Source organism: Caballeronia sordidicola (genome assembly GCF_002220365.1).
GTDB classification, from domain to species: domain Bacteria; phylum Pseudomonadota; class Gammaproteobacteria; order Burkholderiales; family Burkholderiaceae; genus Caballeronia; species Caballeronia sordidicola_C.
Map to the genome: position 1 here is coordinate 37111 of NZ_MTHB01000046.1, position 25887 is coordinate 62997.

Genomic DNA, 25887 nt, shown 5'->3' on the forward strand with positions numbered 1-25887 from the left:
TGCGCGTTTTCGCCCAGCGCTACGCGCGGCCTTTGCAGGATCGGGCAAGGATCTGACAGGATCAGGCTAGCCGGGCACGGCGGCACAGGCAGATACTGCTTCATCGCGGCGTTGCTGAAACACCGAACGGGCGTTCGGTCGTTGCGCCGTGAAGCGGTCAACGGTGAACTCTTCAGCCCGCTAGTTCAAGGACGAAATCTAAGGAACCCAGCATGCGTAACAGAAAATTCGGCAATACCGGCTTGTTCGTTTCGGAATTATGCCTCGGCACCATGACCTTCGGCGAGGGCGGCATCTGGACCAATATTGGCGGCCTGCAACAGGCGGATGCGGACAAACTCGTCGGCCGCGCACTGGATGCGGGCATCAACTTCATCGATACCGCCGACATCTACGCCGACGGCGCGTCGGAGATCATGACCGGCCAGGCGCTCAAGAACCTGAAAGTGCCTCGCGAAAACGTGGTGGTGGCCAGCAAGATCCACGGCGAAACCGGCACTAAAGGCGTCAATTCCCGTGGCGCGTCGCGCTACCACATCATTGACGGCGTGAAAGCGAGCTTGAAACGCCTGCAACTCGATCACATCGATTTGTATCAGCTACATGGCTTCGATACCGCCACGCCAATCGAAGAAGCGCTGCGCGCACTCGACAACCTCGTGCAGCACGGCCATGTCAGGTATATCGGTGTATCGAACTGGGCGGCGTGGCAGATCGCCAAGGCGCTTGGGATTTCGGAGCGCCTCGGCCTCGCGCGTTTCGAGTCGCTACAGGCGTATTACACGATTGCCGGGCGCGACCTCGAACGTGAAATCGTGCCGATGCTGCAGAGCGAAAACCTCGGCCTGATGGTCTGGAGTCCGCTCGCGGGCGGTTTGCTGAGCGGCAAATACAAGCGCGACGGCACTTCAACGGAGCCGGGCCGGCGCACCAATTTCTCGTTTCCGCCGGTGAACATGGATCGCGCGTTTGACTGCATCGACGCCATGACCCAGATGGCCGAATCCAAGGGCGTGACCGTGGCGCAAATCGCGCTGGCGTGGCTGCTGCATCAGAAGGCGGTGACGAGCGTGATTATCGGGGCGAAGCGGGTCGGGCAACTCGACGACAACATCGCGGCAACCCAAGTGAAGCTGAACGACGACGAACTCGCCGCACTCGATGAAGTCAGCCAGCTCGCCCAGGAATATCCGGGCTGGATGTTCGCACGCCAAGGTGAGTATCGCTTGAATCAGCTGCGGGAATCGAGCGGCGGCTAGTCAGTCCGGCTAGTCAGCTCGGCTAGTCGGTTGCTCGGTGACCCGGTTAGCTAAGCAATGGGGTCGAACGGCAAGGTCATGAGTACGGCCTCCTGATACTTGCCGTCTATTTTCAACGAACGCGGTTCACGCGCGTACTCAACGAATCCGACCGAGCGATACAGCCTCTGCGCCGCTTCGTTATGCGGCGCAACCGTCAGTTGGACCTCTTCCACCACGGTACGTGCGTGGCTCAGAACGGCTTGCACGAGAGCCAGCGCCATTCCCGTCCCGCGAGCGGCCGGGCGCACGTACATGCCCATCAGCACGCCCTTGTGCCGCAGTTTCGCGCCTTGCGGCACCAACAGGCCGGCGACGCCAGCCAGCTCGCTTTCGTCGCTCAAAAACCCACCGAATACCGCAGCAGTAACGATCCGTTGTTCGAACAACGCGAGCGGCTGTTCAGCTTCGTCTTCCCACGCCGACCCAAATCCATCGGGATGTCGGGCAAGACCTTCAAGCCTGATATCGCGATAGGCACCGGCGTCGGCGGCAGTAAGACGGCGGATGGTGAATGGCATGGGCATGAGCGTGGGTACCTTGAGCGACGTGCAGTGATTGCTGGCGTGAAAGCGCCAGTTTCGCACGCCCGACGTGCCGGCTCCAAACCGCAATGCCCAGGTTTCACGACTAGATGATCGGCTTGCCGCCCGTCACCGCAATGGTCGCGCCGGAGATATAACTCGCTTCATCCGACGCGAGCATCACATACGCCGCCGCCAGTTCGGCCGGCTGCCCGGGGCGTTTCATCGGCACTTGCGAGCCGAAGGTCCTGACCTGTTCGGGTTTCATCGTCGATGGAATCAGCGGGGTCCAGATCGGCCCCGGCGCCACCCCGTTTGCGCGAATGCCCTTCTCCGCCAGCAACTGCGCGAGGCCGCCCGTGAAGTTCTGGATGGCGCCTTTCGTGCTCGCGTACGCGATCAGTCCGGGATTCGGGCTGTCCGCGTTCACCGACGTCGTGTTGACGATCGCGCTGCCCGGTTTCATGTACGGCACGGCGGCCTTCGTGATCCGGAAAATCGCGCCGATGTTCGTCGAAAAGGTCTTGTCCCACTCTTCGTCGCTGATGTCCTCGAGGCTGTCGTAGACCATCTGGTAGGCGGCATTGTTGACGAGCACATCGACGCGCCCGAATAACTCGACCGTCTTGGCGACCAGTTCGCGGCAAAACGCGCGGTCGGTGATATCACCTGGCAGCAGCAGCGTTTTCCGGCCCGCTTCCTCGACCCAGCGGGCAGTTTCCTTCGCGTCCTCGTGCTCGTTCAGGTAGGCAATCGCGACGTCCGCGCCTTCCCGGGCGAACGCAATCGCCACCGCGCGGCCAATGCCGCTGTCCGCGCCGGTGATCAATGCGATTTTGCCGGCAAGCTTGCCCGAGCCCTTATAGGTTTTCTCGCCGTGATCGGGCGGTGGATTCATTGGCGCGCTTTGGCCGGGTTGCCGGTCTTGCTGCTGGTCAGAGAACGGTGGTTTGGGGTAGGAAATCTGGGCCATGTGCGGTCTCCCTGAAAACTGTGATGGAAGACCGGGTTTCAGCAAGCAGCGGACCCAGATCTATGGAGTGGCCGAGTTCGGCTGTTGACGCTTGTTGGTTGATGGTGGCCGTTGGTTGATGGTGGCCTTAAGGCGGTTCTACCAATGGCATCCAACAGGCATGACTGCGTTCGTTGGTCGGACGATCTCGCTTAAAGACCGAAAGGTGGGCGAGACCTTTATCCCCATTCCAGATATAGCCTATCTGCGTTATCGCGTTGCGCGATAGCCCGCCAATGCGCAAGACTGTGTCCACAAAATCAACACGCATTACGGAGACATTCATGCGTACACAAGTCGGCATCATTGGTGCGGGCCCTGCGGGCCTTCTGCTCTCCCATCTTCTCCATCTTCGCGGTATTGAATCGGTTGTGCTCGAGGCACGCAGCCGAGACGATATCGAATCCACCATTCGTGCAGGCGTTCTTGAACAGGGCACGATGGACCTGCTGAACGAGGCGGGCCTCGGCGCGCGGATGCTGGCCGAAGGTGCGGTGCATCACGGTTTCGAACTCGCGTTTGAAGGGCAACGCAAGCGCATTGCACTGACCGAACTCACCGGCCACTCGATCACCGTCTACGCACAGCACGAAGTCATCAAGGATCTGGTGGCCGCGCGCATAGCGGCGGATGGTGCGTTGAAGTTCGGCGTGAGCGATGTGTCGCTACACGACTTCGACGATACCCCTGGGACTACCCGGCCACGCATCCGTTACAAGCACGAAGGGTTCGAGCACGAGCTGGAGTGCGACTTCATCATGGGTTGCGACGGCTCGCAAGGCGTCGCACGTGGGTCGATGCCCCAGGCACTGAGGCATGACTATCAGCGCATCTATCCGTTCGGCTGGTTCGGGATCCTGGTCGAAGCGCCGCCTTCGGCGCACGAGCTGATTTACGCTCGCCACGATCGCGGTTTTGCGCTTATCAGCACCCGTTCACCGAACGTGCAGCGTATGTACTTCCAATGCGACCCGAAGGACTCAGTCGATGCCTGGTCCGACGACCGCATCTGGTCCGAACTCCATGCACGCGTGGACACGCTGGACGGCTGGCAGATCACCGAAGGGCGGATCTTCCAGAAAAACATTGTCGGCATGCGCAGTTTCGTCTCCACGCCGATGCAATCCGGCAAGCTTTTCCTCGCCGGCGACGCCGCGCACATTGTCCCGCCCACCGGCGCAAAAGGCATGAACCTGGCGGTCTCCGACGTTCGCATCCTGACCGCCGCCTTACAGGCGTTCTACGAAGAAGGCGCGAGCGACAAACTGGATCGCTATACCGAAACCGCACTGAAGCGCGTCTGGCGCGCCGAGCATTTTTCGTGGTGGATGACCCGGATGCTGCACAAGCTCGACGACACCTCGCCGTTCGAACAACGCCTGCAAGTGGCCGAGCTCGAACACGTGACCACATCGCGCGCCGCTGCCACGGCGCTGGCCGAAAACTACGTCGGCAGCGTCGCGGTTTAACTACGCGGTTTAACTACGCGGTTTAAATGCCCAAGCAGCTGAGCGATGGTGGCCAGGTTCGCGGTGCGATTAAAGGACCGCCACCACTCGGATATCACCTTCGATAGACGGCACGACCTGCCCGCCCACGCGCCGAAAGGTTATAGACACGGTCTTGTCGCCAACCCGCAGTTCACCAATCTCGAGCCAGTCGATACCATCCGGCAACTGCGGCCGGTCGATCCGCACTTCCTGGCGCTCGGCGTCGATCGTGACCCCTAGACATGCCTCGAGGATCATGAACGGTGATCCGGCCGCCCAGGCTTGCGGTAAGCACGCAACCGGATAGCCGATCGGCCGCTCGCCACGTTGCCGGGTGAAGCCGCAGAACAACTCGGGCAGACGCATATCGAAAGTAACGGCCGCTTCGAACAGTGCCTGCAACAGGCGCACTGCACCGCCGCGGTCTCCGTAGCGTGCAAGTCCGCGGGCGCACATGGCGCTATCGTGCGGCCACACGGAGCCGTTGTGGTACGACATGGGATTGAAGCGTGGCTGGCCCGCTGCCAGCGTGCGAACGCCCCAGCCGGTGTTGAACAAGGTCGACTCGAGCTGACGCGCGACTGCTTCACCGCGGCCGCGCTCGACCAGGTCAAAGGCCAGCAAGTGTCCCGCATTCGACGCCAACACCTTGCACAGTTCGCCCTTACCGTCGAGCGCGATACCGTAGAACTCCGACTCGGGCATCCAGAACATTGTCTCCACGCATTCGCGAATCTTTTGCGCGCGCTGCTCGAAGTCCGATGCTTGCTCCGGCGCGTTGCGTTGCCTCGCGAAGCGGGCCATGGTGGCAAACGCGGTGGATGCATAAGCCTGGACTTCAACCAGCGAGATCGGTCCGACCGGGAAACTGCCGTCGGCGTGAAACACGGAGTCGCCGCTGTCTTTCCAGCCCTGGTTGGCGAGCCCCGCTTCCGTGGCGCGCTGATAGCTCAACAAGCCGAATTCGTTCTTGTCGCAATGACGTGCGATCCATTGCGCGGCCAGTTGCAGGGAAGGCCACAATTCGTCGATCAGTGCCGTGTCGCCCGTTCGCTCGGCATATGCGCCGGCCAGCGCGACGAACAGCGGCGTGCTGTCGACCCCGCCGTAGTACATCGCAAACGGCACTTCCCCCGTAGCGGCCATTTCGCTATTGCGGGTCTCGTGCATGATCTTGCCCACTTCAGCGTCGCGAAATGCGGAGTCCTCGCGCGCTTGATGCGCCGCGAGAAAACGCAGTACGCCACGCGCAAGCGACGGATCAATCCACAACATCTGCAGCGAAGTAATGATGGCGTCGCGGCCGAAAGCCGTGGAAAACCACGGAATGCCCGCGTACGGATACGGTCCCGTTTCGAGATCAGTCGTCAGCAAACCGAGATCGGCGAGCGAACGATCGATCCATTCGCTAAACAACGGGTTGCTCGAGCGCACGCGCGCTACCGAACGACGCCGCTCGCGCATGCGCCGATGGGCATCGACAAGTGCCTCGCGAATCGCCGGCCGCCCCGATTCCGGCGCACATTCGGCGCCTTCCTCGGCGATCTTCTTGCTCTCCGCACTGGCGTCGCTCAATGCATGCGTGACGGCCGTGATCGACAAGTAGATCGACATGGCCGTTTCCGACTGGATCCGCAGTACGTAATCCGCACGATTCACCGAGAGCGAGTGCGGCGCGGGCGAAAACTGGATGCGAGCGGTCCGCTCGACTTCATCCAGACCCGTATAGCGCAATACGACTTCGCCATCTTCGATGCACGGCTCGCGCATTGACCCGCGTTTCTTGCGTGTGGACCCGCGCACCTCGAACATGTCGTGGAAGTCGGCGGCGAAGTTGATCGAAAGCGGCACGGTGGCCGGTTCCGTGCCGTAGTTGGTCAACACAATGGCTTCGTGCAGCACGTGCCGCGACAACACCCGGCGGCGCTCGACGTGGATCACGCCCTCGGGCGTGGTCGCCCCGCCGATGAGCGGCAGCGGCCGGTTGGTCAGATGCGCGGTAAAGACGGCGTTGTCGCTCGACACGCTGCCAGACAGGAGCGACGGCGAGCGTCCGCCGAAAGTCAGGCGCAGCTGCGACAACACTCGGGTGTCGTTCACGAAAAGACCGTCGTCATTGCCGCGTATGTCGCCATTCGCGTCGTTGACCACGAAGGTATTGCCGGCCTTGAGCACGAACTGGCGCTCGTTCGCGTAGCTCGTATGCTCGGTTGCGATAAACGCGCCGTCCGTGTTCGCGGCGGGCGTCGACGGAGGAACCTCGCGAACGCCGGCCGTACTGCGGATCGGGTCGGGCATGTCGTCATGAGCGAGGCCATGGGCAGGGTCGCGAGCGATATCACGGGCCTGTCGGTCGCTTAGCGCCTGCTTTGCTTGCTGTTGTTCCTTCGTTTCCATTACACCTTCCTGAAAGAGTTGCCTGGACACCCGGCCGATTGTACGGCCAGAGCCTGCGAATCAATTTTTGCGGTCCGGAGGCAAGCGCACCGCGGACCCGCTATCATCGACCGTTTTTCGACCGACGCTCATCTAACCGGTTCTCCTCGCCGCATGTCTTTTCCGCACATCGACTTACTGTATTCAGCATCCGGCCTGGCCGTCGGCTTCCTCGTGGGCCTGACCGGCGTAGGCGGCGGCTCCCTGATGACCCCGCTGCTGGTGCTCCTGTTCGGCATCCACCCGGCCACCGCGGTCGGCACGGATCTGCTCTACGCGGCCGCGACCAAGGCAACCGGCACGCTGGTCCACGGCATCAAGGGGTCCGTGGACTGGCGTATCACCGGACGGCTTGCGGCGGGCAGCATCCCTGCGGCGGCAATCACCCTGGTCCTGCTCAACCGGTACGGTTTGAACACACCCGCCGCCGCCCGGGTGATCCAGCTCGTGCTGGGCTCCGCGCTGCTTGTTACCGCTGTCTCGCTCGTGTTCCGCCCACAGCTCGCGCGACTGGCCTACAAGACCGGGATGGCCCGTGAGGCAAGCGGAAAACCAGGCGCGGCAGCGAGCCGTGACAGCCGCACAGTGGCCTGGACCGTGCTCACCGGCGCAATCCTGGGCGTGCTCGTCTCAATCACCTCAGTTGGCGCGGGCGCCATTGGCGTGACCGTGCTGTTGCTCCTGTACCCGCGTTTGCCGACTGCGCGAATAGTCGGGTCGGATATAGCGCACGCGGTTCCGCTTACGCTGCTTGCGGGGACCGGCCACTGGCTGCTCGGTTCCGTCAACTGGGACCTTCTGGTGTCCCTGCTCGTGGGTTCGTTGCCAGGGATCGTGCTGGGCAGCATGCTTTCCACCCGGGCGCCGGAGGTGCTGCTGCGCAACGTGCTGGCCGCCACGCTGGTGATAGTCGGCGTGAAACTGGTACTCAGTTGATTCTCGGACAGTTCGAACGATAGTAGTCGCCCAGCGTGACGCTTTCCAGTCGATCGAACGGCATACGACGTCAGGGCACACCTGTATTTGAGCCCATAGGCCGTTCGGTCAGCTATCGGGAACTACGCGTTTCCGGCCAAGATCCAGGTAGACGAAGGGCCTGAAGCAACGCACTGGCGCGCGTCGCCATAGGAGATCGGGTAGCACTCGTGTTCGGGTATTGCTCTGATTCGCGGGTTTCGTTCAATGCTTTAAGTCACCGGTTTGGTTCAAAATAGTCAGCCGCAAGATTTAAGACACATTGTTGAGTCAAATTATTTAGTTACATCAATAAGCACATTGATGAACCGCCAGACATCCAGGAGCTGCGATGAGCCACACTGATGATCCCCGCGACGAACAACCCGCGTCCGACCTGCCCCACGACCCAGTACGCCGTCGCCTGCTTGCGGCTGGGGTCAGCCTGGCAGGCCTCACTGGATTGTCGCTGAGCGGCTGCAATCTCTTTGACTCGCGCCCTGCTACCCCCAAGACGGCCGCCGACATCGCGCTAGACAAAACGCTGCAGGCACAGGTCCGTCATATTGTTGTGATCTACGCGGAAAATCGCAGCTTCAGCAACCTCTGGGGTAACTATCCAGGCGTGCAATATCCGTTGGAAGCCGTCCCTGCGTCCCGCTACGTCCAGCTGGACCGCGACGGGCGCACGCCCATGCCTGTGCTGCCGAAAATCTGGGGTGGCCTCGTACCGCAAGCACAGGAAGTGGACGGCAAGCGCTACATGATTTCGGAAAAACAGATCGACGGCGTGCCGAACGGCCCGTTCCATCTTGTCGACGCACAGGGGCAGCCACTGCCGAACGGCGTCATCACGCGCGACCTCGTACACCGTTTCTATCAAAACCAGATGCAGATCAACGCCGGCCGCAACAACCAGTTCGCCGCATGGGGCGATTCCGGCGGTCTGGTCATGGGGCATTACCGCAATTCGGCTGATTCGCTGAAGCTCTGGAACATCGCCCGGCAAAACGTACTGTGCGACAACTTCTTCATGGCCGCATTCGGCGGTTCCTGGCTCAATCATATTTATCTGATTTCGGCACAGGCCCCCTTTTATCCGGACGCGCACAACGGCCCCGCGAAAAAACTCCTGTCCGTGCTGGACGCCGACGATCCGCTGGGCACGCGCCTGAAACTCGCGGCCGATTCACCGGCATCGGCGCTGGATGGCCCTCCGTCCTACGTTAACGACGGCGCACTCACAGCCGATGGCTACGCGGTCAACACAATGGCGCCTCCCTATCAGCCGAGCAACGTCCGCGCGGCGGAAGGCGGCGATCCGGCGCTGGCGGACCCGTCGAATTATCGCGTGCTGCCGCCGCAGAGTTACGCGACCATCGGCGACCGGTTATCGGACAAAGGTGTGGACTGGGCGTGGTATAGCGGCGGCTGGGACTATGCGCTCACGCATCGCGACACCGGCATGGTTCCCGATTTCCAGTATCACCACCAACCGTTCAATTACTTCCGCAGCTTTGCTCCTGGCACGCAAGCTCGCACGCAACACCTGCGCGACGCCGGTCTGGGCGACGATCCGTCGACCAACAAACTCATTGCGGATATTGACGCAGGGCGGCTGCCGGCTGTGACTTTCTACAAGCCACAAGGCAATCTGAACATGCATGCGGGTTACGCCGATGTCGAATCCGGTGACCGGCATCTCGCCAACGTCGTCGAGCGAATCCAGCGTGGACCGCAATGGGAGAGCACGGTCGTCATCATCACCCACGACGAGAACGGCGGCTGGTGGGATCACGTGCCGCCGCCGAAAGGGGATCGATGGGGACCGGGGTCGCGCATTCCCGCCTTGATGATTGCGCCGTTCGCGAAGAAGGGGCTCGTCGACCATACGGTCTACGACACGAACTCCATCCTGCGCTTCATCACGCGCGTCCACGACCTGGTGCCACTTGACGGCGTTGTCTCGCGCGACCGGGCATTCGCGGCAAACGGAGAAGCGCCGTTAGGGGACATGACGGCCACGCTCGATCTCGCCTAAGCCGCAAACGCTGGAGTTGCAAACGCCTGAGCAGAAATTGCCTGAGCTGCAAACGCCTGAGCAGCACCACACTCCCCCCGCAGCAATAAGTTGGGCCGCCGCAACAACAACTAGCGAACGGGCGCTCCCGCCAATTAATGCCGGCGGTGCACCGGGAAGTTGCACAGCGACGGCGAACAGGACCTACGAAGCACTCGAGCTGTCCATCCGGCCCGCGCGGGCGTCGGCGGCATCGGACGCTTCCTGCCGCCATTCGCGCCGCGAGCGCAGCATCTTGCGCACCGCGAGCCGCGCCATCTTGAGATAGCCAAACGGCCGGGGATCGGCCAGCATGCTCAGCGCCCGCGCGTAGTCGAGCGTCAGGCCCGGGGTCCAGGCCATGGTGGCCGCTCGCTTGCGGATCTGCGCGGCGACCCACAGCTCCGGCGTAACGATCAGGCGCAGGAACGCGCGCCAACCCGTATCACGGCCGTGAAAGGTGCCCACCGACCCTTCGAGTGCCGCTTCCAGCGCCTTGGAAACAGTGCTCGAACAATTCCGGTAAGTGAGGTTATAGGTCGGATCCTGCCGATATTTCTCCCAAAACGCCTTCAACCGATCCGGACGGTAATTGCGAATACGCACGCGGGTCGTGGATTCGCACCATGCCTTCGATTCCGTCGCGTAGTCTGGCTGGAATGTGCCCGGCACATTGTTCTCGCGAGTCGCACGCAAGATGCGCCCGAATTCGTCCGGCGAACGGTCGAGTTCCACGCCCGGATACAGGCTGATGTAAATACCCTCGGGTGACTCAAGCGCCGCGTGGCCCGTCGAGATGACACCGTTCGCATCGACGGCGGCAATGTAGCGGTCCACGATCAGCCGCCGGTTGGCCTGCGCCCGCGCGGACCCGACAGGCGTCCACACATGCACGGTGAGCGCTTTTTCATCCGCGGCCGGAGGTCCGTCCCACTCGAACGGGCTGTCGGCCTCGGTTGCCACCGCGCCCGCAGCGGCCTTTGCCGTTGCGGACTTATCAGCCAGGGTAGGATCGGCGATTACGTCGTCGGACAGCGCCAGCGCCTTCTCGTTTTCAGGCGGCAGGCTTTCCATGCGGCGTACGCGAAAGGCGATCCACAGCATGTTCCAACCGCCGAACGCGAGTCCAAGCCCGATTGCGTAAGGCGCCGTGCCTACATAGTGGGTCGGGTACGGTTCGAAGAAAAAGATCGCGAGCAGGATTTCGACAATCGCGAGCGCCAGCACGATCCTCCATCGGCTATAACGCACCACAACAGCCGACACGCTCTGCAGCAAGCCATCGGCGAGAAAAAGCGTGCCGAAAATCATCGAAAGCACGAAGTTGCCGTGATGATTGCCCGCCATGATCAGCAGCGCGGCGAGCGTGAACGCGCCACCTTTCACGTAACGAAGCGTGCGCTGGCCGCCCACACCCATCCGGGCAACAGCGAGGGTCGCGAGACCCTCGATGAGCAGCAGCCAGGCGAAGACGTGGATAGGAAAATACAAAACGCCATCGAGGGCATCGATAAACACCGACACCCCGATCACGAGCCAAATGCCGCCCGCCACGGCCAGCGTAAGCCAACGGCGGCGCAAGTAGTCCACGCCCAGCAGAAACAGCACGAGTTGGATCATGACGTCACCTGTGAGGACGCGACCTCGCCATGATAAAAGCGCTGCCGCTTTACGCCAACGGGATTAGAACGCCTGTGCGCTCGCCCCTGTCGACACTGACCACTCACGCAAAAAACCACTCAAGCCGATTCCACCCAGGCCCGCGCCGCGATTTCCAGCAGATAACCATAATGCAGCGCGCCTACGGGAACAACCGCCCGCGCGGGTTTCCAGTCGCCGAAATGGCGCGCGTAGATCTCGTTGAAAGTTTTCCAGTGATCCACGCCAACCAGGTAGACCGTCACTTCGATCACGTCCTTCAACCCCGCGCCAGCCCCCGCCAGCACCGTGCCGACATTGTCCAGCGCCTGCTGGGCCTGTTTTTCGAACGGCAAGTCGCCGGTATGCGTGCCGTCTGGACGCATCGGCAGCTGGCCCGACACGCAAACGAGATTACCCGCGCGGGTTGCGTGGCTGTAATGCCCTGCGGGAACCGGAAGACCCGGAGCGTTGATGAGTTCGATGGGCATATAAGTGTTCACGAATGGTTCAAGAATCGGAAAAGCGCAACCGGCAGCATACGTCGCGCGCTTCAAAGCACCAACCGTGCGGCGATGAAATCGAGGAAGGCTTTCGCCCGTCCCGCCATTGACGCGCTCTGGTAGAACACCGCGCTGATCGGTTGCCGAACATCGAGCAAAACCGGGTCCATCACGGTTTGCAGGCGTCCGCTGGCCACGTCAGCGCTGGTCATGTACGCGGCGAGGCACACGACTCCGCCGCCCGCCAGCGCAAGTTGCCGCATGGTCTCGCCACTCGATGCGGCGATTTCCGGCACGATCCTAAAGCGCGCGCCCGCGTCCCGGTTTTCGGAATCGTCATCGATCAACGGCCAGTCATTCAAACTCTCGGGCGCCGTAAAACCGATCAGCCGATGCCGCCGCAATTGCGCCACCGTGCGCGGCTCCCCGCGTTCCGCGAGATACGCGGGACTCGCCAGAATTCGCAGCCGGCTGCTGCCGAGCGAGCGCGCGTGCAACGTGGAATCCTGCAGCGCGCCAATCCGGATCGCGATATCCACGCGTTGTTCCATCAAGTCGACAATCCGCTCATTGCTGCTCAGTTCCAGCACGATCTCCGGATACGCAGCGGCGAACGCCTGCACGTGCGGCACGATGCAATGCAGCACGAACGGCGACGCCGCATCCACCCGCAGACGCCCCGCCGGCCGCTCACGTTGGCGAGCAATCGACTCCTCCGCATCTTCCATTGCGGCGAGGATGACGCGGGCTCGCGCGAGGAAAAGCTCGCCTTCGTCGGTGAGTTGCAAACGGCGCGTAGTACGCCGCACCAGCGTAGCGTCGAGCTTGCGCTCCAGCCGCGTCAACGCCCGGCTCACGCCGGAGACGGTTTGCTGCAATGCCTCGGCGGCCGCCGTGATCGAGCCGCTATCGATCACTGTCACGAACGCCAGCAGTTCCTCAGTCGTCGTTTTCATCTAACCATTGTTGATTTTTAGTCAATATTTATTTGAGACTAACACTGTTTTTGCGAAAGTCGAAGACGGGGATACTGCATGCATCGACTCAATGGGAAGGAGAACGAAAATGAAGATTTTTGTAACTGGCGCAGGCGGATTTATCGGTGGTTCAATTGCGGCGCGTCTGGTTCGCGACGGCCATCAGGTCAACGGCCTCATCCGTCGCCCGGAACAGGCGGACGAACTCAAGGCGCTGGGAATTGAACCCGTGATCGGCAGCCTGGACGATCGGGCGTTACTGATCGCGCAGGCGAAAGCAGCCGATGGCGTCATCAATGCCGCCAGCAGCGACCATCGCGGCGCGGCCGAGGCGCTGATCGAAGGGCTTGCGGGCTCGAACAAACCGCTGCTTCACACGAGCGGCTCCAGCATTGTCGGCGATGCATCCGGCGGTGAAGGATCGGACGCGATCTACTACGAGGACAAGCTGCCCGAACCCACCGCCGATAAAGCCGCGCGAGTCGCCATCGACAACCTCGTGCTCGACGCAGCCAAACGCGGCGTGCGCGCCTCCGTGCTGTGCAATACGCTGATTTACGGCCACGGCGCGATGGCCAACGCGAAAAGCGTGCAGTTGCCGCGTTTGCTGGCGCAGGCGAAAAAGAGCGGCATCGTGCGGCATGTGGGACCGGGGCGCAATATCTGGTCGAACGTGCATATCGACGATGTGGCTGACCTATACGCTCGTGCGCTTGAAAAGTCGCCTGCTGGTACGTTCTATTTCGTCGAAAGCGGCGAAGCGGCCTTCCGCGATATGACGACGGCAATGGCCAAGGTGCTCGGCCTCGGCGCGCCGCAAGACTGGCCGCTCGAAGAAGCCAAGAAGGAATGGGGCTACGAAATGGCATCGTACGGGCTGGGATCGAATAGCCGGGTACGTGGCAAGCATGCGCGGGAATTGCTGGGATGGACGCCGAAGCGGACGTCGGTGACCGACTGGATCAGCAACGAGATGATGCAAACGAACTGACCCGCGTTTCTACGCTGCATGTGCGAGGCTGGACGCCAACGTCCAGCCCGCGCGCGTTACATCGTGCTGGCGGCAGTGGCCATGCAACCCTCGCTCGCGCGGCCATTCTGAAGCCATGCAGCTTGCGCGAAACAACGCTCCAGTCTCACTTCAACGCTTGCACGAACTCGTCGACCTTGCCCGTCGGCATGCCTGATTGCACGGCGGCAGCGCGGATTTGCTGCCACGTGGTGGGATCGACGGGAATACCGTTCGCGTTGAGATCGGCCCGCCGCGCCTGTTCCGGCTCGCCCGGCACCATGATCCTGTCCGTACCGGCCGCGAGTGGCGACGCCTTCACCCACTCGACGAACGCATCGGCTTCGGCCTGCGCGTTGGGGGCATCGAAGGCATTCGGGTCCACGATCACCGATGTCATGCAATTGATGATCGCGTTGGTCGTGCCCAGCGTGTCTGCATGGGTGGTGAAACCGCCCGACAGCGCACCGCCGAAAATCTCGCACATGGCGGCGAGGCCGTATCCTTTGTGCGCGCCCATCGCCGTCAGCGAACCGAACGGTGCTTCGTGCATCACCTTCGGTTCGATAGTCGGCACGCCCGCGTGGTCGATCAGGTAACCCGGCGCGACCTTCACACCCTTGTTATAAGCCACGCGCGTCTTGCCGTAGGCAATCCCCGCCGTCGCGAAGTCGAGCACCAGCGGCGTATTGCCTTCGCGCGGAAACGCGGCGCAAAAGGGGTTCGTGCCGAAGCGCCGGTCGATCCCGCCAAACGGCGCAACCAGTGGATCACCCGCCACATTGACGAAGTGAAACGACACGAGACCCGCCGCCGCGCACTGTTCGGCCCAATGCCCGATGCGTCCAATGTGATGCGCATTGCGCAAGCCAACCGCACACACGCCGAGCTTTTTCGCCCGCGCGATGCCGTGCTCCATCGCCTCGTACGCCACGACCTGGCCGAAACCCTTACGACCGTCGATAGTCAGCACCGCGCCGACATCGCGGACAATTTCAGCATGCGTATTGAGCTGCAATTCGTTGTCCGCGAGCGACGCCATATATCGCGGAATCATACCGACGCCGTGCGAATCGTGCCCCGACAGATTCGCCATCACCAGATGATCGGCGACGAGTTCAGCTTCACGCGGCGTGCTGCCGGCGTGGGTCCATATCGCGCTGACGAAGGCGTGCAAGGTATCCGGGGCGATGCGCGATTCACGCGTGGTTTCAGTGCTCATGCGACTGCGTCTCCTGATAAGAAAAGGACTGCACTTGATGTTCACGGCAGGCCGGTTCATCACCGTACCGTCCAAATAAAACGGCGCGCAAAAGTTGCGCGCCGTCTGAAAGTCAGGGTCGGGTCCCCCGCCATCAAGGCGTCGCCGCGATCACCTCGGCTACTGTCGCGGTGAGTTTCTTCGCGAAGGGCACATGCAGGAACTCATTCGGCCCGTGCGCGTTCGACCTCGGTCCCAGCACGCCGCATACCATGAACTGCGAACGCGGAAAGCCTTCTTGCAACGTACTCATCAATGGAATGGTACCGCCCTGGCCGAGGAACGCGACATCCGCGCCGAAATGCCGGCGCGACGCGTCGTTCAGCGCATCACCCAGCCACGGCGATAGTTCGGGCGCGCTCCAGCCCGTCGCTTCGCCCCGCTCGGGCTTGAACGTGACCTTCGCGTTGTAGGGCGGATCGGCTTCGAGCATGGCCTTGAGTTCCGCAAGCGCCTTCGTGGCTTCGACGAGCGGCGGCAGGCGCAGCGACAACTTGAACGCGGTACGCGGGCGCAGCACGTTGCCCGCATTGATCAGGGACGGCAACCCTTCCGCCCCAGTCACGGCCAACGACGGCCGCCAGGTGGAATCGAGCAGCGCTTGACGCGGGTCCGTCGTGACGGGCAACACCGTGCCGCCATTCTGGCCGCAGGTCCACGGCAGCTTTTTCCATACGTCCTCGCCGAGAATGCGTGCCGTTGCTTCCGCTTCGCTCAAACGGCGCGGTGGGATATCGCAGTGAAAACCCTTCGGCAGCAGGTTGCCCGTGCTCGAATCTTCCAGCCGTTCCAGCAGCCTGCGCATGATCCGAAACGTGGATGGCGCAATGCCGCCATTCGTACCCGAGTGAATGCCTTCGTCGAGCACCTGGACTTCCAGGTCGCCCGCCACCAGGCCACGCAGCGACGTTGTCAGCCAGAGCTGATCGTAGTTGCCCGCCCCGGAATCGAGGCAGATCACCAGGCTTACGTTGCCGAGCCGTTCACGCAACGCATCTATATAGGGCAGCAAGTCAAAGCTGCCCGATTCTTCACATGTTTCGATAATGCCGACACAGCGCGGCCGTTCAACGCCTTGCGCGTCCAGCGCGGCGATCGCGCTGATCGACGCGTACGTGGCATATCCGTCGTCCGCGCCGCCGCGTCCGTAGAGCTTGCCGTCTTCGTATTTCGGCGACCACGGCCCGAGGTCACGACGCCAGCCGTCGAACTCGGGCTGTTTGTCGAGATGGCCATAAAGCACGATGGTGTCGCTGCTGTTCGAACGCGTAGCCGGTGCTTCGAAAAAGATCACGGGCGTGCGATTGGGCAAGCGGATGATTTCCACTTTGAGGCCGCGAACGGGTTGGCGCTCGGCCCATTGCGCGGCATCCGTAATGACGCGTTCGATGAATCCGTTGCGCACCCAGTCGAGATCGAACATCGGGCTTTTGGCGGGCACCGCGATGTAGTCCGTGAGTGCGGGGAGAATTTCGTCGTCCCACTTCCGGTCGACGAATTCGCGCAGTGCTTGACGGTCGATTTGGTCGATGCGCTGTTTTTCTTGAGTAAGATCGTCTGAGATCATGACGGGCGTCCCGGCCGTTTAAATGTCAATGATAGCCGTGTTTAGCGCTAACTCGAATGCGCAGTTTCTCATGAGCCGAATATCGGCCGCACGCCTTTTCGCCTTTAGCAGCGAGCGCGGCAGCCATTTCGCGAGCTTGAAAAAAGGCACGTGCGTGCGAGACGAACGCGGCGCCCGGGCGGCGGAAAAAGCGCTATGAGCGACGCCCCGGTATGCTTGTGGCCCGATCAATCAGGAGCCTCACCATGTCCGTTTCAATGTATCGCGCGACCGTTCCCGTTTTTATCCGTAGCCTCGACGTGCTTGCTTCCCTGCTCGATAAAGCCGCCGCTCATGCGAAAGAAAAAGGCTTGAGCGACATCGACGTAACGAGCGCCAGGCTAGCCGACGACATGCTGCCGTTCTCGGCTCAGATCCAGCGCGCAAGCGATACATCGAAGGCATCGGCGTTACGTCTGTCAGGCGTCGCCGCGCCCAGTTTCGACGATACCGAAACGACCTTCGCGGAACTGCGGGAGCGCATAGTGAAGACCACGGCGTATCTGAAAGGGATTGATGCCGCGACGTTTGGCGGGGCTGACACGCGTGTCGTCACCATCAAGCAAAAGGATTTCGAGCTGAAATTCAGCGGCGCAGAGTATCTGTTCCAGTTCGGGCTGCCGAACTTCTACTTCCATATTGTCACGGCTTACGACATCCTCCGGCACCTCGGCGTACCGGTAGGAAAGCTCGATTTTCTCGGGCCACTTCAACCGGCGTAACCGGTCGACGCCTGGCTTGCGCCGAGCGATTAAAGGCGACCGCCGTCCGGTTCAGGTCCGCGCGGCGATCTGTTTCTGCCAGCTAGTCAGGATGCGACGTGCGAGCACGTTGTAATCGCCGCCGAAGTGGTGATCCCCCGTGGTCTTCACCACTTCTATTCCGGTCTGCGTCAGCGCGGGACACAGCGTATCTTGCTCGGCCGCGCCGTAGATGCATTGAACGATCGACGGCGGCAGTTTCGCCAGTTCCGGCTGTACCTTCAACGCATTCTTGCTCGCCGGCATGCCGAGCCAGCCCGTGACGCGAATCTGGAAATCGGCGTCGGGTGCAAAACCCATCAACGATACAAACGACACCTTCGCGCGCACCGAATCCGGCAGCCGGTTATAGGCGAACGGCATCACGTCCGCGCCAAACGAATAGCCGATCAGCGCGACGTGCTCCGAGTGCCAGCGAGCGCTATAAGCCTGGATCACACGAGCAAGGTCGTGGCTTGTCTGCTCGGGCGTCTTCGCACTCCAGAAATAACGCAGGCTGTCGATACCGATCACCGACACCCCATCCTTCTGCAACGACTCCGCGACGGTTTTGTCGAGATCGCGCCAGCCACCGTCGCCGGAAATCACGATGGCGAGCAGGTTTGTCGGGCGCGCGGCGGGCAATTCTATGAGCGGCAAATCCGATACGTCTTCGTCGCGCATTTGCTCAGCCTTCAGATGCGGCATGGCGAGCGCGAGCAGCGCATCAGCCTGCGAGCCACTGGCGGGCTGCGTGGTTTTATCGAAGAAACCGGGGAGGCCCTTCGCATGTGTGATGGTCGGATCGGGCGGGCACAGGTTGAAACGCGCGTCCAATTGAGAATCGGGATTCAACGCGAGCGCGCCCGCCACCGTGTTGTCCGGCGCCTGGGCGAGGATCGCCGTGGCCAGCACGCCGCCCTGCCCCGTGCCCATCAGGATGGGCGCGAAATAACGGCTGGATTGCACTTCGCGTTCGAGTTGATGGCTCACCGATTCGGCATCGCCGACCAGGTTATGGCAAGTCTCCTTCAGCAACGGCAACTTCGCCGCGTAGTGCGCCGTGTCCACGCCCACCACCATTGCGCCGTTTTTGGCCAATGCATCGGCGGTCTGGGTATCGGCAGCAGTCCAGTTTTTATCGGAGAAAAGCACGACGAAACCGCGCATCGGTCCGGCGGGTTTCGTGAACGTCACGTCGCCATACCGGCCGCCCGGCAAGGTGCCGGCTTGGGCCATTGAAACCGATAGCAAAGACAACAAAGAAACAACCGCGAACTTCCTGAAAAATGTCATGACCGCCAGCCTCCCGCCAGCAACGAGAGATCTGCGAGCGTGAAAAACACGCCGACCGAGCCGGATGCCGCCAGATAGCGCGGCTCCCAACGCGGCTGGAACTTGCTCTTGAAACCGCGCAAGCCCCGGAAATTATAGAAACGCCCGCCGAACCGCCAGACCAACCCAGCCAGCCGATGCCACGGAGAAGCAAGCGGTGTCGGCTGCATGCCGGACAAGGGCGCAATGCCCAGGCTCAAGGTCTGGAACCCGGCCTGCTTCAAATGGAGCGCGAGCTTCGTGAACAAATACTCCATTGCGTACGGCGACGCGTCAGGCTGATGCCGCATCACGCCGACCGTGGCCTCGGTGTTCAGATCGGTCGTCATGAAAGTGACGAACGCCACCGGCTTGCCTTCCTGGCGCACCAGCAACACGGACTGCGCGGCGAGGTAATCGTCGGTGAACGCCGCGACCGAGAAGCTCTTTTCGCGCGCCTCGCGGCTTCCAAGCCAGGCATCGGAAATCTCGCGCAGGATCGGCATGCATTCAGGAACGCGTGGGGAATCGATGACTTCCACGTCGAAACCGTCGCGTTCGCCACGCTTCAGCGCGTAGCGCAAATGGGCGCGATGCGAGCCCTTCAGGTCGAAATCCTCCAGAACGACGTGGGCTTCCTCGCCGAGTTTCATCAGCGTAAGACCAGCATCGAGGTACAGCGGCAACGCGTCGGCGCGAACCTGGTAGAACGCGGCGCGGCCATTGTGCGCATGCGCCATTTCCACGAACCGGCGGATCAGTTCCGCCCATTCGCGGCGCGGCCCGACCGGATCGTGCAGCGCCGCCCAGGTGCGGCCGTGTTTCGCGTACATCAGGAACGCCTCGCGCGAGGTCGAGAACAGGAAACTCTTGTCGCCCATCATCGCGAGGCCGGCGTCGCTGCGCTCCTGCGCGCGGAAAATGCGCGCGGCATCGAGCAGATCTTGCGGCGCGGGCTTTTCGAACCGGCCGGCCGCCGGGCGCAGCAACTGCCACACGGCGAACAGCGCGGCGGACAAGCCCGCCGCAAGCGTCGCGCGCAATGCGCGCGGCGCGCGTTCGTCGAAGGCGAATTGCCACCAGAGGTCGCGGCTGTAATTGACATCGCGAAAAGCGAACAACATGATCCAGACCGCCAGCCCGATCACGATCGCAACCGACACCAGCCAACTCACCGTGAACTGCTCGGCGAGCAGCGACGAGCGCCGGTTAAAGCGGTCGCGGGTCGCCAGCAGCAACGCGATCAGCAGCGCGAGCACGCCCGTTTCGACAAACGCCAGGCCTTTGGCCATCGACAGCGCCAGGTTGGCCACCGCGAGCGCGATGGCGAGCCACCAGGCGGCGTCAAGCCGGCGCAGCAAACCGCGCGCAACGAACAGCAGAACCACGCCCAGCACGCTACCCAGCAGTTGCGAGCTTTCGAGCACCCACAGCGGCAGTACGGCTTGCAGCACCGCGATGCGTTTGCCGAACGCGGGCGTTGCACCGGAAATCACAAGCATGCCGCCGACCACGAAGGTCACCACGCTGAGGAACACCGGAGCAAGCTGCGACACATTCGATGGATTCAGAAACGCGAAGCGTCCTTTCAACGCCCGGCCTTCGAACGCTGCCAGCACAAACGTGGCCGCGATCAGCGGCAGGCCGAAATAGATCGCGCGATACGCCAGCAGCGCCGCCAGCATCTCGGGCGTTTTCACGCTATCGCCGAGCGCGAACACCATCGCTGCCTCGAACACGCCGACGCCACCGGGCGTGTGGCCGATCATGCCGAGCAGCATGGCAGCGGAGAACACCGTGAGGAATTCGCCGAAGCCGACCTGGGCGTGCGGCAATACGGCCCACAGCGCGAGCGCGGCGGCGCATACGTCAAGCGCGGCGAGCAGGAGTTGCGCAACCAGGTCGCGGCGCGCCGGAATGGTGAAGGCGAGCCAGCTCCAGCGCGTTTCCAGGGTTCGGGAGGTGGTGCGGCACAGCACGATCATCGCCGCAAATCCGGCCAGGACCGCGCCGCCGCTGACTCGCAGGATATCCGGCGATGCGTGCAGCATGGCGGCCAGGGTATCGGCGGCGCACACCATGCCGATCGCCGTCATCAGCACCAGGGCGAGCGCCAGCGTCACGCTCGTGAACACCGTCAGGCGGCCGACCTGCGCGGGCGTGACGCCCGCGACGCCGTACACGCGGCAGCGCACGGCGCCGCCGGTCAGCGCGCCGAAACCGGTAGCGTTACCGAGCGCGGAGGCGACCGTCGCCCCGACCCACAGCACGGAACGGGGCACTTTGACGTCGAGGTAGCGCAGGCCCACGGCATCCCGGCCGGCCAACGCCACGTAACTCAGCACGGTAGCGGCAAGTGCCCCGGCCCACGCCTCGAAGCGAAGCGCGCGTAATTGGTGAACGACCGTTTTATAGTCGACAGCGTGCGACAGATGCTGGAAAACCACCAGCAGCAACGCGCACACAACCAGCGCGAGAACTGGCGCGGTGAAACGCTGCAATCGCCACGCTTTCGGCAAACGAAGCAGCGATTCCAGCAAACGGACTGAACTGACACTAATTCTGCGAGACATGCGGATTACCGGACTTGCTTCAACGCCTTCTGGCCTTGCGGCTTGTTGGCGTTTTGTTGGTTCTTGGTTCTGGCGGCCAAATGCCGGACCGTTGCGCGTCTATCCGGCGCCCATTCAGATTTCAAAACCCTGAATAGAACGTTACGGTTAGCAACGGCTGTATAACGGCCTAGGTTGACGGGACTTAAGAAAAGTGTGGGAGTCTATGCCGTTCGGACGAGTCCAGCAGTGGTTTTGTGCCCGTTCAGGTCGTTTTCTTCACACCTGATCGGGCGAGCGGTTAGGATCTTGGCTCCGGTGCCCGCCTTCGGGCGCCGCATTTATCATCGATAAAAGGTTCTACCGTATGAAAACGCAACGCCTCGCCGCCGCTGTGACCTTCGCCTTCTCCTTCGCCGTCCTCGCCTTGAGCGCCTGCGCGACCCAATACGATTCGTTGATCAAGACGGTGCCGGTCGGCTCGGGAACGTCGCACCTCACCGCGCTGCCGTTCGTTGCATGCGTGAAGGCGAAATGGGCCACACGGCCGCTGAAGATCAGCGAATACTCGCCGAACGCGGACGGCGACGTGATAGCCGTACACGGCGCGAATGGGCAGACCATGTTGCTGATCGATGCGGAACCGTCGGCGAACGGCACGGGATATACGATATACGGCGATATCGTAAGCGCGTCAGCCTACGTGGCCGACGCCCACAAATGCGACTAAACGTCGCACCGAAGGATCAGCTCGCGCCGGCCTTCAGATCGGTGTAAGCCCGGTGCGTACCCACGATGCGCCCAATCAGATAACCATCCGACGCGCACGCATTCACCCGCTGGTCGCCGTTCCACACGATTTTGTACTGCTCGTCCTGCAAACGGATGGCTGAGGGATCGAACTGGGGCTGGGGCGCGCCGGCAGTCTTGCCGCCTTCGCGGGCCTGCTCCATCACGAGGCGATTCCACGTGTAGGCATAACCGTATTGGACACCGTCGGCGAAGGCGTCGAGATCACATACCTGCTTGGGTGGCGTAATGGCGACATCGGTTCGGTAGCCGGTGGGACCACCTACTTCAATGCTTTGCGCGACGGGCGCGCCGGAAGAATCGACCTGGGCGGACCGTCTCGGGCGGGGTTGCGGTTTGGCCGCCGCCTGCACGGGGGCGGACGCAGGCAGCGCGCTGCTGGCGCTACCGTCCGGAGGCAAGGGCGCACAGGCGCCAAAAACAAGAATCGATGCGGCGAGGCAAACGCCTAGAACCTTCAGATGGGTGGTGAAAATCACGCTTTTGCTGTCCGTCTCAAAATAAACCGAGCACTACCTTAACATTTTGAGATGCCGACGGAGATTGTGTGGCGTTTGGGAAAGATACTCAACGGCGACGCGTCCACGAAAAACAAAGGTCGTGTCGCACCTAGATGCGGCGCGGAGATAGAGAACTGAGAAACGGAACGGCCCCGATTCGCTTAACGAAAAGGCCGCCTTGCGCGAGGCAAAGCGGCCTTTCGAACTGACGCCCGTTGTCGGAAGTCGCTCCAACTAGCCAACGCTCAAGCCCCCTCCTCCAGCACCAGCAAATTCTCATGCGAGAACCCGAGCGCCACGGGTTGTCCGCGTTCCGGCAAGCGCCGGTTCGGGTCGTTGAATACATCGAGCGAAATCACGGACTGATCCACGCGTGTCCTGATCCGCACTACTGCGCCGAGGAAATTGACTTCCTCCACGGTTGCCGCGAGCGTATTGCGCCCGTTCGCCGGCGCTTCCAGCACAATTGCTTCCGGACGCACAGCGAGCATCCGCTGCTTGCCGGCATCGGAGGAATTGAGCGCGTGCGAGGTCCGCAATTCCTGGCCCCCGACCACGATCTTCCCGCTTGCCGGATCCACCACCTGCCCCGACAACAGGTTCAACGTTCCGACAAACGACGCCACGAACCGCGTACGCGGAAAGTTATAAATTTCCGATGGCGTGCCGATCTGCTCCACGCGCCCCTCGTTCATTACCACGATACGGTCGGAAATCGACAGCGCCTCTTCCTGATCGTGCGTCACGAAAATCGACGTAATGCCGAGTTCGCGCTGCAAGTTGCGAATATCCTCGCGCAATGAGACACGAATCTTGGCATCGAGGGCGGACAGCGGTTCGTCAAGCAGCAGTACCTGCGGTTTGTTGGAAAGAGCGCGCGCAAGCGCCACCCGTTGCTGCTGGCCACCGGACATCTGCCACGGATACCGCTCAGCCAGGTGAGGCAGCTTGATCAGCTCCAGCATTTCCTTCACCCGCGCCTTGATCTCGGTCTGCGGCCGTCCCAACACCTTCAGCCCAAAGCCGATGTTGTCCGCCACCGTCATGTTCGGAAACAGCGCGTACGACTGGAACACCATGCCCACCTTGCGTTGGCGCGTGCGCACGTGGGTGACGTCACGCCCGGCAAGCTTGATCGTGCCGCGTGTGGGCGTTTCGAAGCCGGCGATCATGCGCAGCACCGTCGTCTTGCCGCAACCCGACGGCCCAAGGAAGGTGATGAATTCGCCGCGCTCGATTTGCATATCGAACTGATGCAGCACGGTGTTCGTGCCGAACGTCTTGGAAAGGTTTTCGATCTCGAGAAGTGCCATGACAAGCCTGCCCTTTAAATTTTTTGTCCGGCGAGAGCGCGCGCCGAGCCGAAGACCTGAATAAGCCCCATCGAGGCCCACGTAATAGCAAACGCGATGATCGCGAGCGCCGAAGGTTCATACGCCCGGTTCGCGCCGATCAACTGCAAATACGGTCCGAACGCCGGACGGTTGAGCAAGCTCGCCAACGTGAATTCGCCGATCACCACCGCGAACGTCAGGAATGCGCCCGACAGGATCCCGGAACGCACGTTCGGGAAGATGATCTTGAAGAGGATGGTCGGCCAGTTCGCGCCCAGGCATTCGGCAGCTTCGGTCAGCGAGCGGACATCGACGGCGCGCAAGCCCGCATCCACCGAGCGGTACATGTAGGGCAAACACAACGTGACATACCCGCAGATCAGCAGGAAATCGGTCGCGCGCTCGTTGCCGGTGAGCGGCAAGAACGAACTGCTGTTGTAGATATGCAGATAGCCGAACACGATCACGATGGCCGGTATCACCAGCGGCAGCAGCGTGATGAACTCGATCAGCGGGCGCAGCTTCGGCAGGCGCAACTGCACCCAGTAGGCGGTCGGGACAACGAGCAACACCCCAAGCACGATGGCGAACACGCCCATCATGATGGAGTAGCCGAACGACGCCTGGAAATGCGGATCGGTGAGCACGACACGGTAGGCATCGAAGCTGTATTCACCGCGACGCATCTTCAGGCTGAAATCCACGGTTGCGGCCAGCGGCAGCAGGAAGTACAGCGCGCCGATGACCATGGCGATCCACGCGCCCGCCCGCGTCTGGGCCCGGACCTTGTTGTCCGGCGTGGGCGTCGGGGAGGGAGTGACTGTGGTGACGGTGCTCATCGACGGCCCCTTTCAGCGCGTGAGCGCAACCAGATATAACCGCCGTTCGACAAGCCGGTCACAAGGACCATGCCGAGGGCGAGCGCATAACCGAGATTTTCGTTGTGCAGCACGTCGCCGCGAATCTGCGCGTACAGCACGATCGGCACGATATTGAGCGAACTGCCCGTGAGCGCATAAGCCGTTGCCACCGCACCGAACGCATTGGCGAACAGCAGCAGCGTGGCGCCGAGCACGCTCGGCCAGAGCACCGGCAACGCGACAAACATCCAGTAGTGGTAAGCACTGCCGCCCAGACAATCGCAGGCTTCGCGCCACTCGCGCTTCAGGCCGTCGAGCGCGGGCGTGATGATGAGAACCATCAGCGGAATCTGGAAGTACAGGTAGGTCAGCGTCAACCCCGTGAAGCTCAGCACGCTGAAGCCCGTAGAATACAGGTTGATGCCGACATACTTCTTCAGCAGCACCGTGACGAGGCCGACCCGCCCGAGCGTGCAGATGAACGCGAACGCGAGCGGCACGCCCGCGAAGTTCGACGCCACGCCGGAGAATGTCATCAGGGTCGGGCGAATCCACACAGGCAGCTTGCCCTGCACGGCGGCCCAGGCCAGCAGGAGCCCGAGCACGCCACCGCCCAGTGCCGATGCAGCGCTGACCTTGAAGCTGATCCAGTACGCGTCGAGCACGCTCGGCTGAAGCAATTGGCGAAAATTCTCAAGCGTGAAATGGCCCTGCGGGTCCTGGAACGCACCGACCATCAACCATGCGGTCGGCAGCAGCAGGAACAAGACCGCAAACGCGAAAAACGGTAAGACGCCGAGATAATTCCACGCGGGCGACACGCGTCGCGCCGCCTTCATGCCGGGACCGAGCGACGGGTTCGACTTTTCCTCGCGCTCCTCATGTCCGGACATGGGCGAGGCGATCTTCGATGAAGTGCTCATGATGTCGCTCTTGACTGACAGGCCGCGCTCGGGACCAGGCACAAAGCGCGAGCCGGAAGGGTAGCCGGACCTCAAGTCCGGCTACCC

At 62.0% G+C, this 25887-nt stretch carries 21 protein-coding genes; 7 read left to right on the forward strand and 14 right to left on the reverse strand.

Features of this window, described 5'->3' with window-relative positions:
- Positions 1–212: 212 nt before the first annotated feature.
- Entirely contained in the window at positions 213–1259 is a 1047-nt protein-coding gene (locus tag BSU04_RS07490; RefSeq protein ID WP_089160008.1) for an aldo/keto reductase, read from the forward strand.
- A 50-nt stretch (positions 1260–1309) separates the two neighbouring features.
- Here BSU04_RS07490 and BSU04_RS07495 read toward each other — a convergent pair whose 3' ends face one another.
- Complete coding sequence (locus BSU04_RS07495; protein WP_256982278.1) at positions 1310–1912, reverse strand: GNAT family N-acetyltransferase; 603 nt, start codon at positions 1910–1912, stop codon at positions 1310–1312.
- A gap of 16 nt (positions 1913–1928) precedes the next feature.
- Positions 1929–2795 carry a glucose 1-dehydrogenase gene (locus BSU04_RS07500; protein WP_089160009.1) on the reverse strand — a complete coding sequence of 289 codons (867 nt, stop codon included), beginning with the start codon at positions 2793–2795 and terminating at the stop codon, positions 1929–1931.
- 323 nt (positions 2796–3118) lie between these two features.
- Here BSU04_RS07500 and BSU04_RS07505 point away from each other — a divergent pair, with 323 nt between their 5' ends.
- Entirely contained in the window at positions 3119–4303 is a 1185-nt protein-coding gene (locus BSU04_RS07505) for a 4-hydroxybenzoate 3-monooxygenase (RefSeq protein ID WP_089160010.1), read from the forward strand.
- A 69-nt stretch (positions 4304–4372) separates the two neighbouring features.
- Here BSU04_RS07505 and BSU04_RS07510 read toward each other — a convergent pair whose 3' ends face one another.
- Entirely contained in the window at positions 4373–6622 is a 2250-nt protein-coding gene (locus BSU04_RS07510; protein ID WP_089160156.1) for an amylo-alpha-1,6-glucosidase, read from the reverse strand.
- Between the two features lie 252 nt (positions 6623–6874).
- Between BSU04_RS07510 and BSU04_RS07515 the strand changes: the two genes are divergently transcribed.
- Positions 6875–7696 (forward strand): sulfite exporter TauE/SafE family protein, encoded by an 822-nt coding sequence (locus tag BSU04_RS07515; RefSeq protein WP_089160011.1) that lies wholly within the window; start codon positions 6875–6877, stop codon positions 7694–7696.
- Between the two features lie 370 nt (positions 7697–8066).
- Complete coding sequence (locus BSU04_RS07520; RefSeq protein ID WP_089160012.1) at positions 8067–9755, forward strand: acid phosphatase; 1689 nt, start codon at positions 8067–8069, stop codon at positions 9753–9755.
- Between the two features lie 183 nt (positions 9756–9938).
- On the opposite strand, the gene BSU04_RS07525 is transcribed toward BSU04_RS07520, so the two are convergent.
- The 3 genes from BSU04_RS07525 to BSU04_RS07535 form a co-directional block, all read right to left on the reverse strand.
- A complete protein-coding gene (locus BSU04_RS07525; protein WP_089160013.1) occupies positions 9939–11393 on the reverse strand; it encodes an HdeD family acid-resistance protein in 1455 nt (484 codons plus the stop codon).
- Between the two features lie 119 nt (positions 11394–11512).
- A complete protein-coding gene (locus BSU04_RS07530) occupies positions 11513–11902 on the reverse strand; it encodes a RidA family protein (protein ID WP_089160157.1) in 390 nt (129 codons plus the stop codon).
- A gap of 62 nt (positions 11903–11964) precedes the next feature.
- Entirely contained in the window at positions 11965–12870 is a 906-nt protein-coding gene (locus BSU04_RS07535) for a LysR family transcriptional regulator (RefSeq protein ID WP_089160014.1), read from the reverse strand.
- Between the two features lie 109 nt (positions 12871–12979).
- On the opposite strand from BSU04_RS07535, the gene BSU04_RS07540 reads away from it, so the two are divergent.
- On the forward strand, positions 12980–13882 hold the full coding sequence (locus BSU04_RS07540; RefSeq protein ID WP_089160015.1) for an NAD-dependent epimerase/dehydratase family protein: 903 nt from the start codon (positions 12980–12982) through the stop codon (positions 13880–13882).
- A 145-nt stretch (positions 13883–14027) separates the two neighbouring features.
- Here BSU04_RS07540 and BSU04_RS07545 read toward each other — a convergent pair whose 3' ends face one another.
- Both BSU04_RS07545 and BSU04_RS07550 read right to left on the reverse strand, forming a co-directional pair.
- On the reverse strand, positions 14028–15122 hold the full coding sequence (locus BSU04_RS07545) for a malate/lactate/ureidoglycolate dehydrogenase (RefSeq protein WP_089160016.1): 1095 nt from the start codon (positions 15120–15122) through the stop codon (positions 14028–14030).
- A gap of 133 nt (positions 15123–15255) precedes the next feature.
- Complete coding sequence (locus BSU04_RS07550) at positions 15256–16728, reverse strand: M20 family metallopeptidase (RefSeq protein ID WP_089160017.1); 1473 nt, start codon at positions 16726–16728, stop codon at positions 15256–15258.
- 245 nt (positions 16729–16973) lie between these two features.
- Here BSU04_RS07550 and BSU04_RS07555 point away from each other — a divergent pair, with 245 nt between their 5' ends.
- The gene (locus BSU04_RS07555; protein ID WP_089160018.1) at positions 16974–17489 is read left to right on the forward strand and encodes a DUF1993 domain-containing protein; all 516 of its coding nucleotides are present in this window, start codon (positions 16974–16976) and stop codon (positions 17487–17489) included.
- 51 nt (positions 17490–17540) lie between these two features.
- On the opposite strand, the gene BSU04_RS07560 is transcribed toward BSU04_RS07555, so the two are convergent.
- Both BSU04_RS07560 and mprF read right to left on the reverse strand, forming a co-directional pair.
- The gene (locus BSU04_RS07560) at positions 17541–18812 is read right to left on the reverse strand and encodes a virulence factor family protein (RefSeq protein ID WP_373452809.1); all 1272 of its coding nucleotides are present in this window, start codon (positions 18810–18812) and stop codon (positions 17541–17543) included.
- Positions 18800–21394, reverse strand: coding sequence for a bifunctional lysylphosphatidylglycerol flippase/synthetase MprF (gene mprF, locus BSU04_RS07565; RefSeq protein WP_089160019.1), 2595 nt, complete (start codon positions 21392–21394; stop codon positions 18800–18802). The genes BSU04_RS07560 and mprF overlap by 13 nt, the downstream gene beginning before the upstream one ends.
- A gap of 346 nt (positions 21395–21740) precedes the next feature.
- Here mprF and BSU04_RS07570 point away from each other — a divergent pair, with 346 nt between their 5' ends.
- Entirely contained in the window at positions 21741–22103 is a 363-nt protein-coding gene (locus tag BSU04_RS07570; protein ID WP_089160020.1) for a hypothetical protein, read from the forward strand.
- Between the two features lie 16 nt (positions 22104–22119).
- Here BSU04_RS07570 and BSU04_RS07575 read toward each other — a convergent pair whose 3' ends face one another.
- The 4 genes from BSU04_RS07575 to BSU04_RS07590 all read right to left on the reverse strand — a co-directional run bounded on the left by BSU04_RS07575 (position 22120) and on the right by BSU04_RS07590 (position 25716).
- Complete coding sequence (locus tag BSU04_RS07575) at positions 22120–22662, reverse strand: hypothetical protein (protein ID WP_089160021.1); 543 nt, start codon at positions 22660–22662, stop codon at positions 22120–22122.
- 266 nt (positions 22663–22928) lie between these two features.
- The gene (locus tag BSU04_RS07580; protein WP_089160022.1) at positions 22929–23996 is read right to left on the reverse strand and encodes an ABC transporter ATP-binding protein; all 1068 of its coding nucleotides are present in this window, start codon (positions 23994–23996) and stop codon (positions 22929–22931) included.
- 14 nt (positions 23997–24010) lie between these two features.
- Positions 24011–24766: an ABC transporter permease gene (locus BSU04_RS07585; protein ID WP_373452810.1), complete on the reverse strand. Its 756-nt coding sequence runs from the start codon at positions 24764–24766 to the stop codon at positions 24011–24013.
- 86 nt (positions 24767–24852) lie between these two features.
- Positions 24853–25716, reverse strand: coding sequence for an ABC transporter permease (locus BSU04_RS07590; RefSeq protein ID WP_254074210.1), 864 nt, complete (start codon positions 25714–25716; stop codon positions 24853–24855).
- Positions 25717–25887: the final 171 nt, after the last annotated feature.

Coding starts and splice junctions, on each gene's coding strand:
- BSU04_RS07530 (WP_089160157.1), bottom strand. CDS start 11,902: ATGCCCATCGAACTCATCAACGCTCCGGGTCTTCCGGTTCCCGCAGGG.
- BSU04_RS07580 (WP_089160022.1), bottom strand. CDS start 23,996: ATGGCACTTCTCGAGATCGAAAACCTTTCCAAGACGTTCGGCACGAAC.
- BSU04_RS07500 (WP_089160009.1), bottom strand. CDS start 2,795: ATGGCCCAGATTTCCTACCCCAAACCACCGTTCTCTGACCAGCAGCAA.
- BSU04_RS07570 (WP_089160020.1), top strand. CDS start 21,741: ATGAAAACGCAACGCCTCGCCGCCGCTGTGACCTTCGCCTTCTCCTTC.
- mprF (WP_089160019.1), bottom strand. CDS start 21,394: ATGTCTCGCAGAATTAGTGTCAGTTCAGTCCGTTTGCTGGAATCGCTG.
- BSU04_RS07515 (WP_089160011.1), top strand. CDS start 6,875: ATGTCTTTTCCGCACATCGACTTACTGTATTCAGCATCCGGCCTGGCC.
- BSU04_RS07550 (WP_089160017.1), bottom strand. CDS start 16,728: ATGATCTCAGACGATCTTACTCAAGAAAAACAGCGCATCGACCAAATC.
- BSU04_RS07525 (WP_089160013.1), bottom strand. CDS start 11,393: ATGATCCAACTCGTGCTGTTTCTGCTGGGCGTGGACTACTTGCGCCGC.
- BSU04_RS07555 (WP_089160018.1), top strand. CDS start 16,974: ATGTCCGTTTCAATGTATCGCGCGACCGTTCCCGTTTTTATCCGTAGC.
- BSU04_RS07535 (WP_089160014.1), bottom strand. CDS start 12,870: ATGAAAACGACGACTGAGGAACTGCTGGCGTTCGTGACAGTGATCGAT.
- BSU04_RS07540 (WP_089160015.1), top strand. CDS start 12,980: ATGAAGATTTTTGTAACTGGCGCAGGCGGATTTATCGGTGGTTCAATT.
- BSU04_RS07520 (WP_089160012.1), top strand. CDS start 8,067: ATGAGCCACACTGATGATCCCCGCGACGAACAACCCGCGTCCGACCTG.
- BSU04_RS07490 (WP_089160008.1), top strand. CDS start 213: ATGCGTAACAGAAAATTCGGCAATACCGGCTTGTTCGTTTCGGAATTA.
- BSU04_RS07545 (WP_089160016.1), bottom strand. CDS start 15,122: ATGAGCACTGAAACCACGCGTGAATCGCGCATCGCCCCGGATACCTTG.
- BSU04_RS07590 (WP_254074210.1), bottom strand. CDS start 25,716: ATGAAGGCGGCGCGACGCGTGTCGCCCGCGTGGAATTATCTCGGCGTC.
- BSU04_RS07505 (WP_089160010.1), top strand. CDS start 3,119: ATGCGTACACAAGTCGGCATCATTGGTGCGGGCCCTGCGGGCCTTCTG.
- BSU04_RS07585 (WP_373452810.1), bottom strand. CDS start 24,766: ATGGTCATCGGCGCGCTGTACTTCCTGCTGCCGCTGGCCGCAACCGTG.
- BSU04_RS07510 (WP_089160156.1), bottom strand. CDS start 6,622: ATGCCCGACCCGATCCGCAGTACGGCCGGCGTTCGCGAGGTTCCTCCG.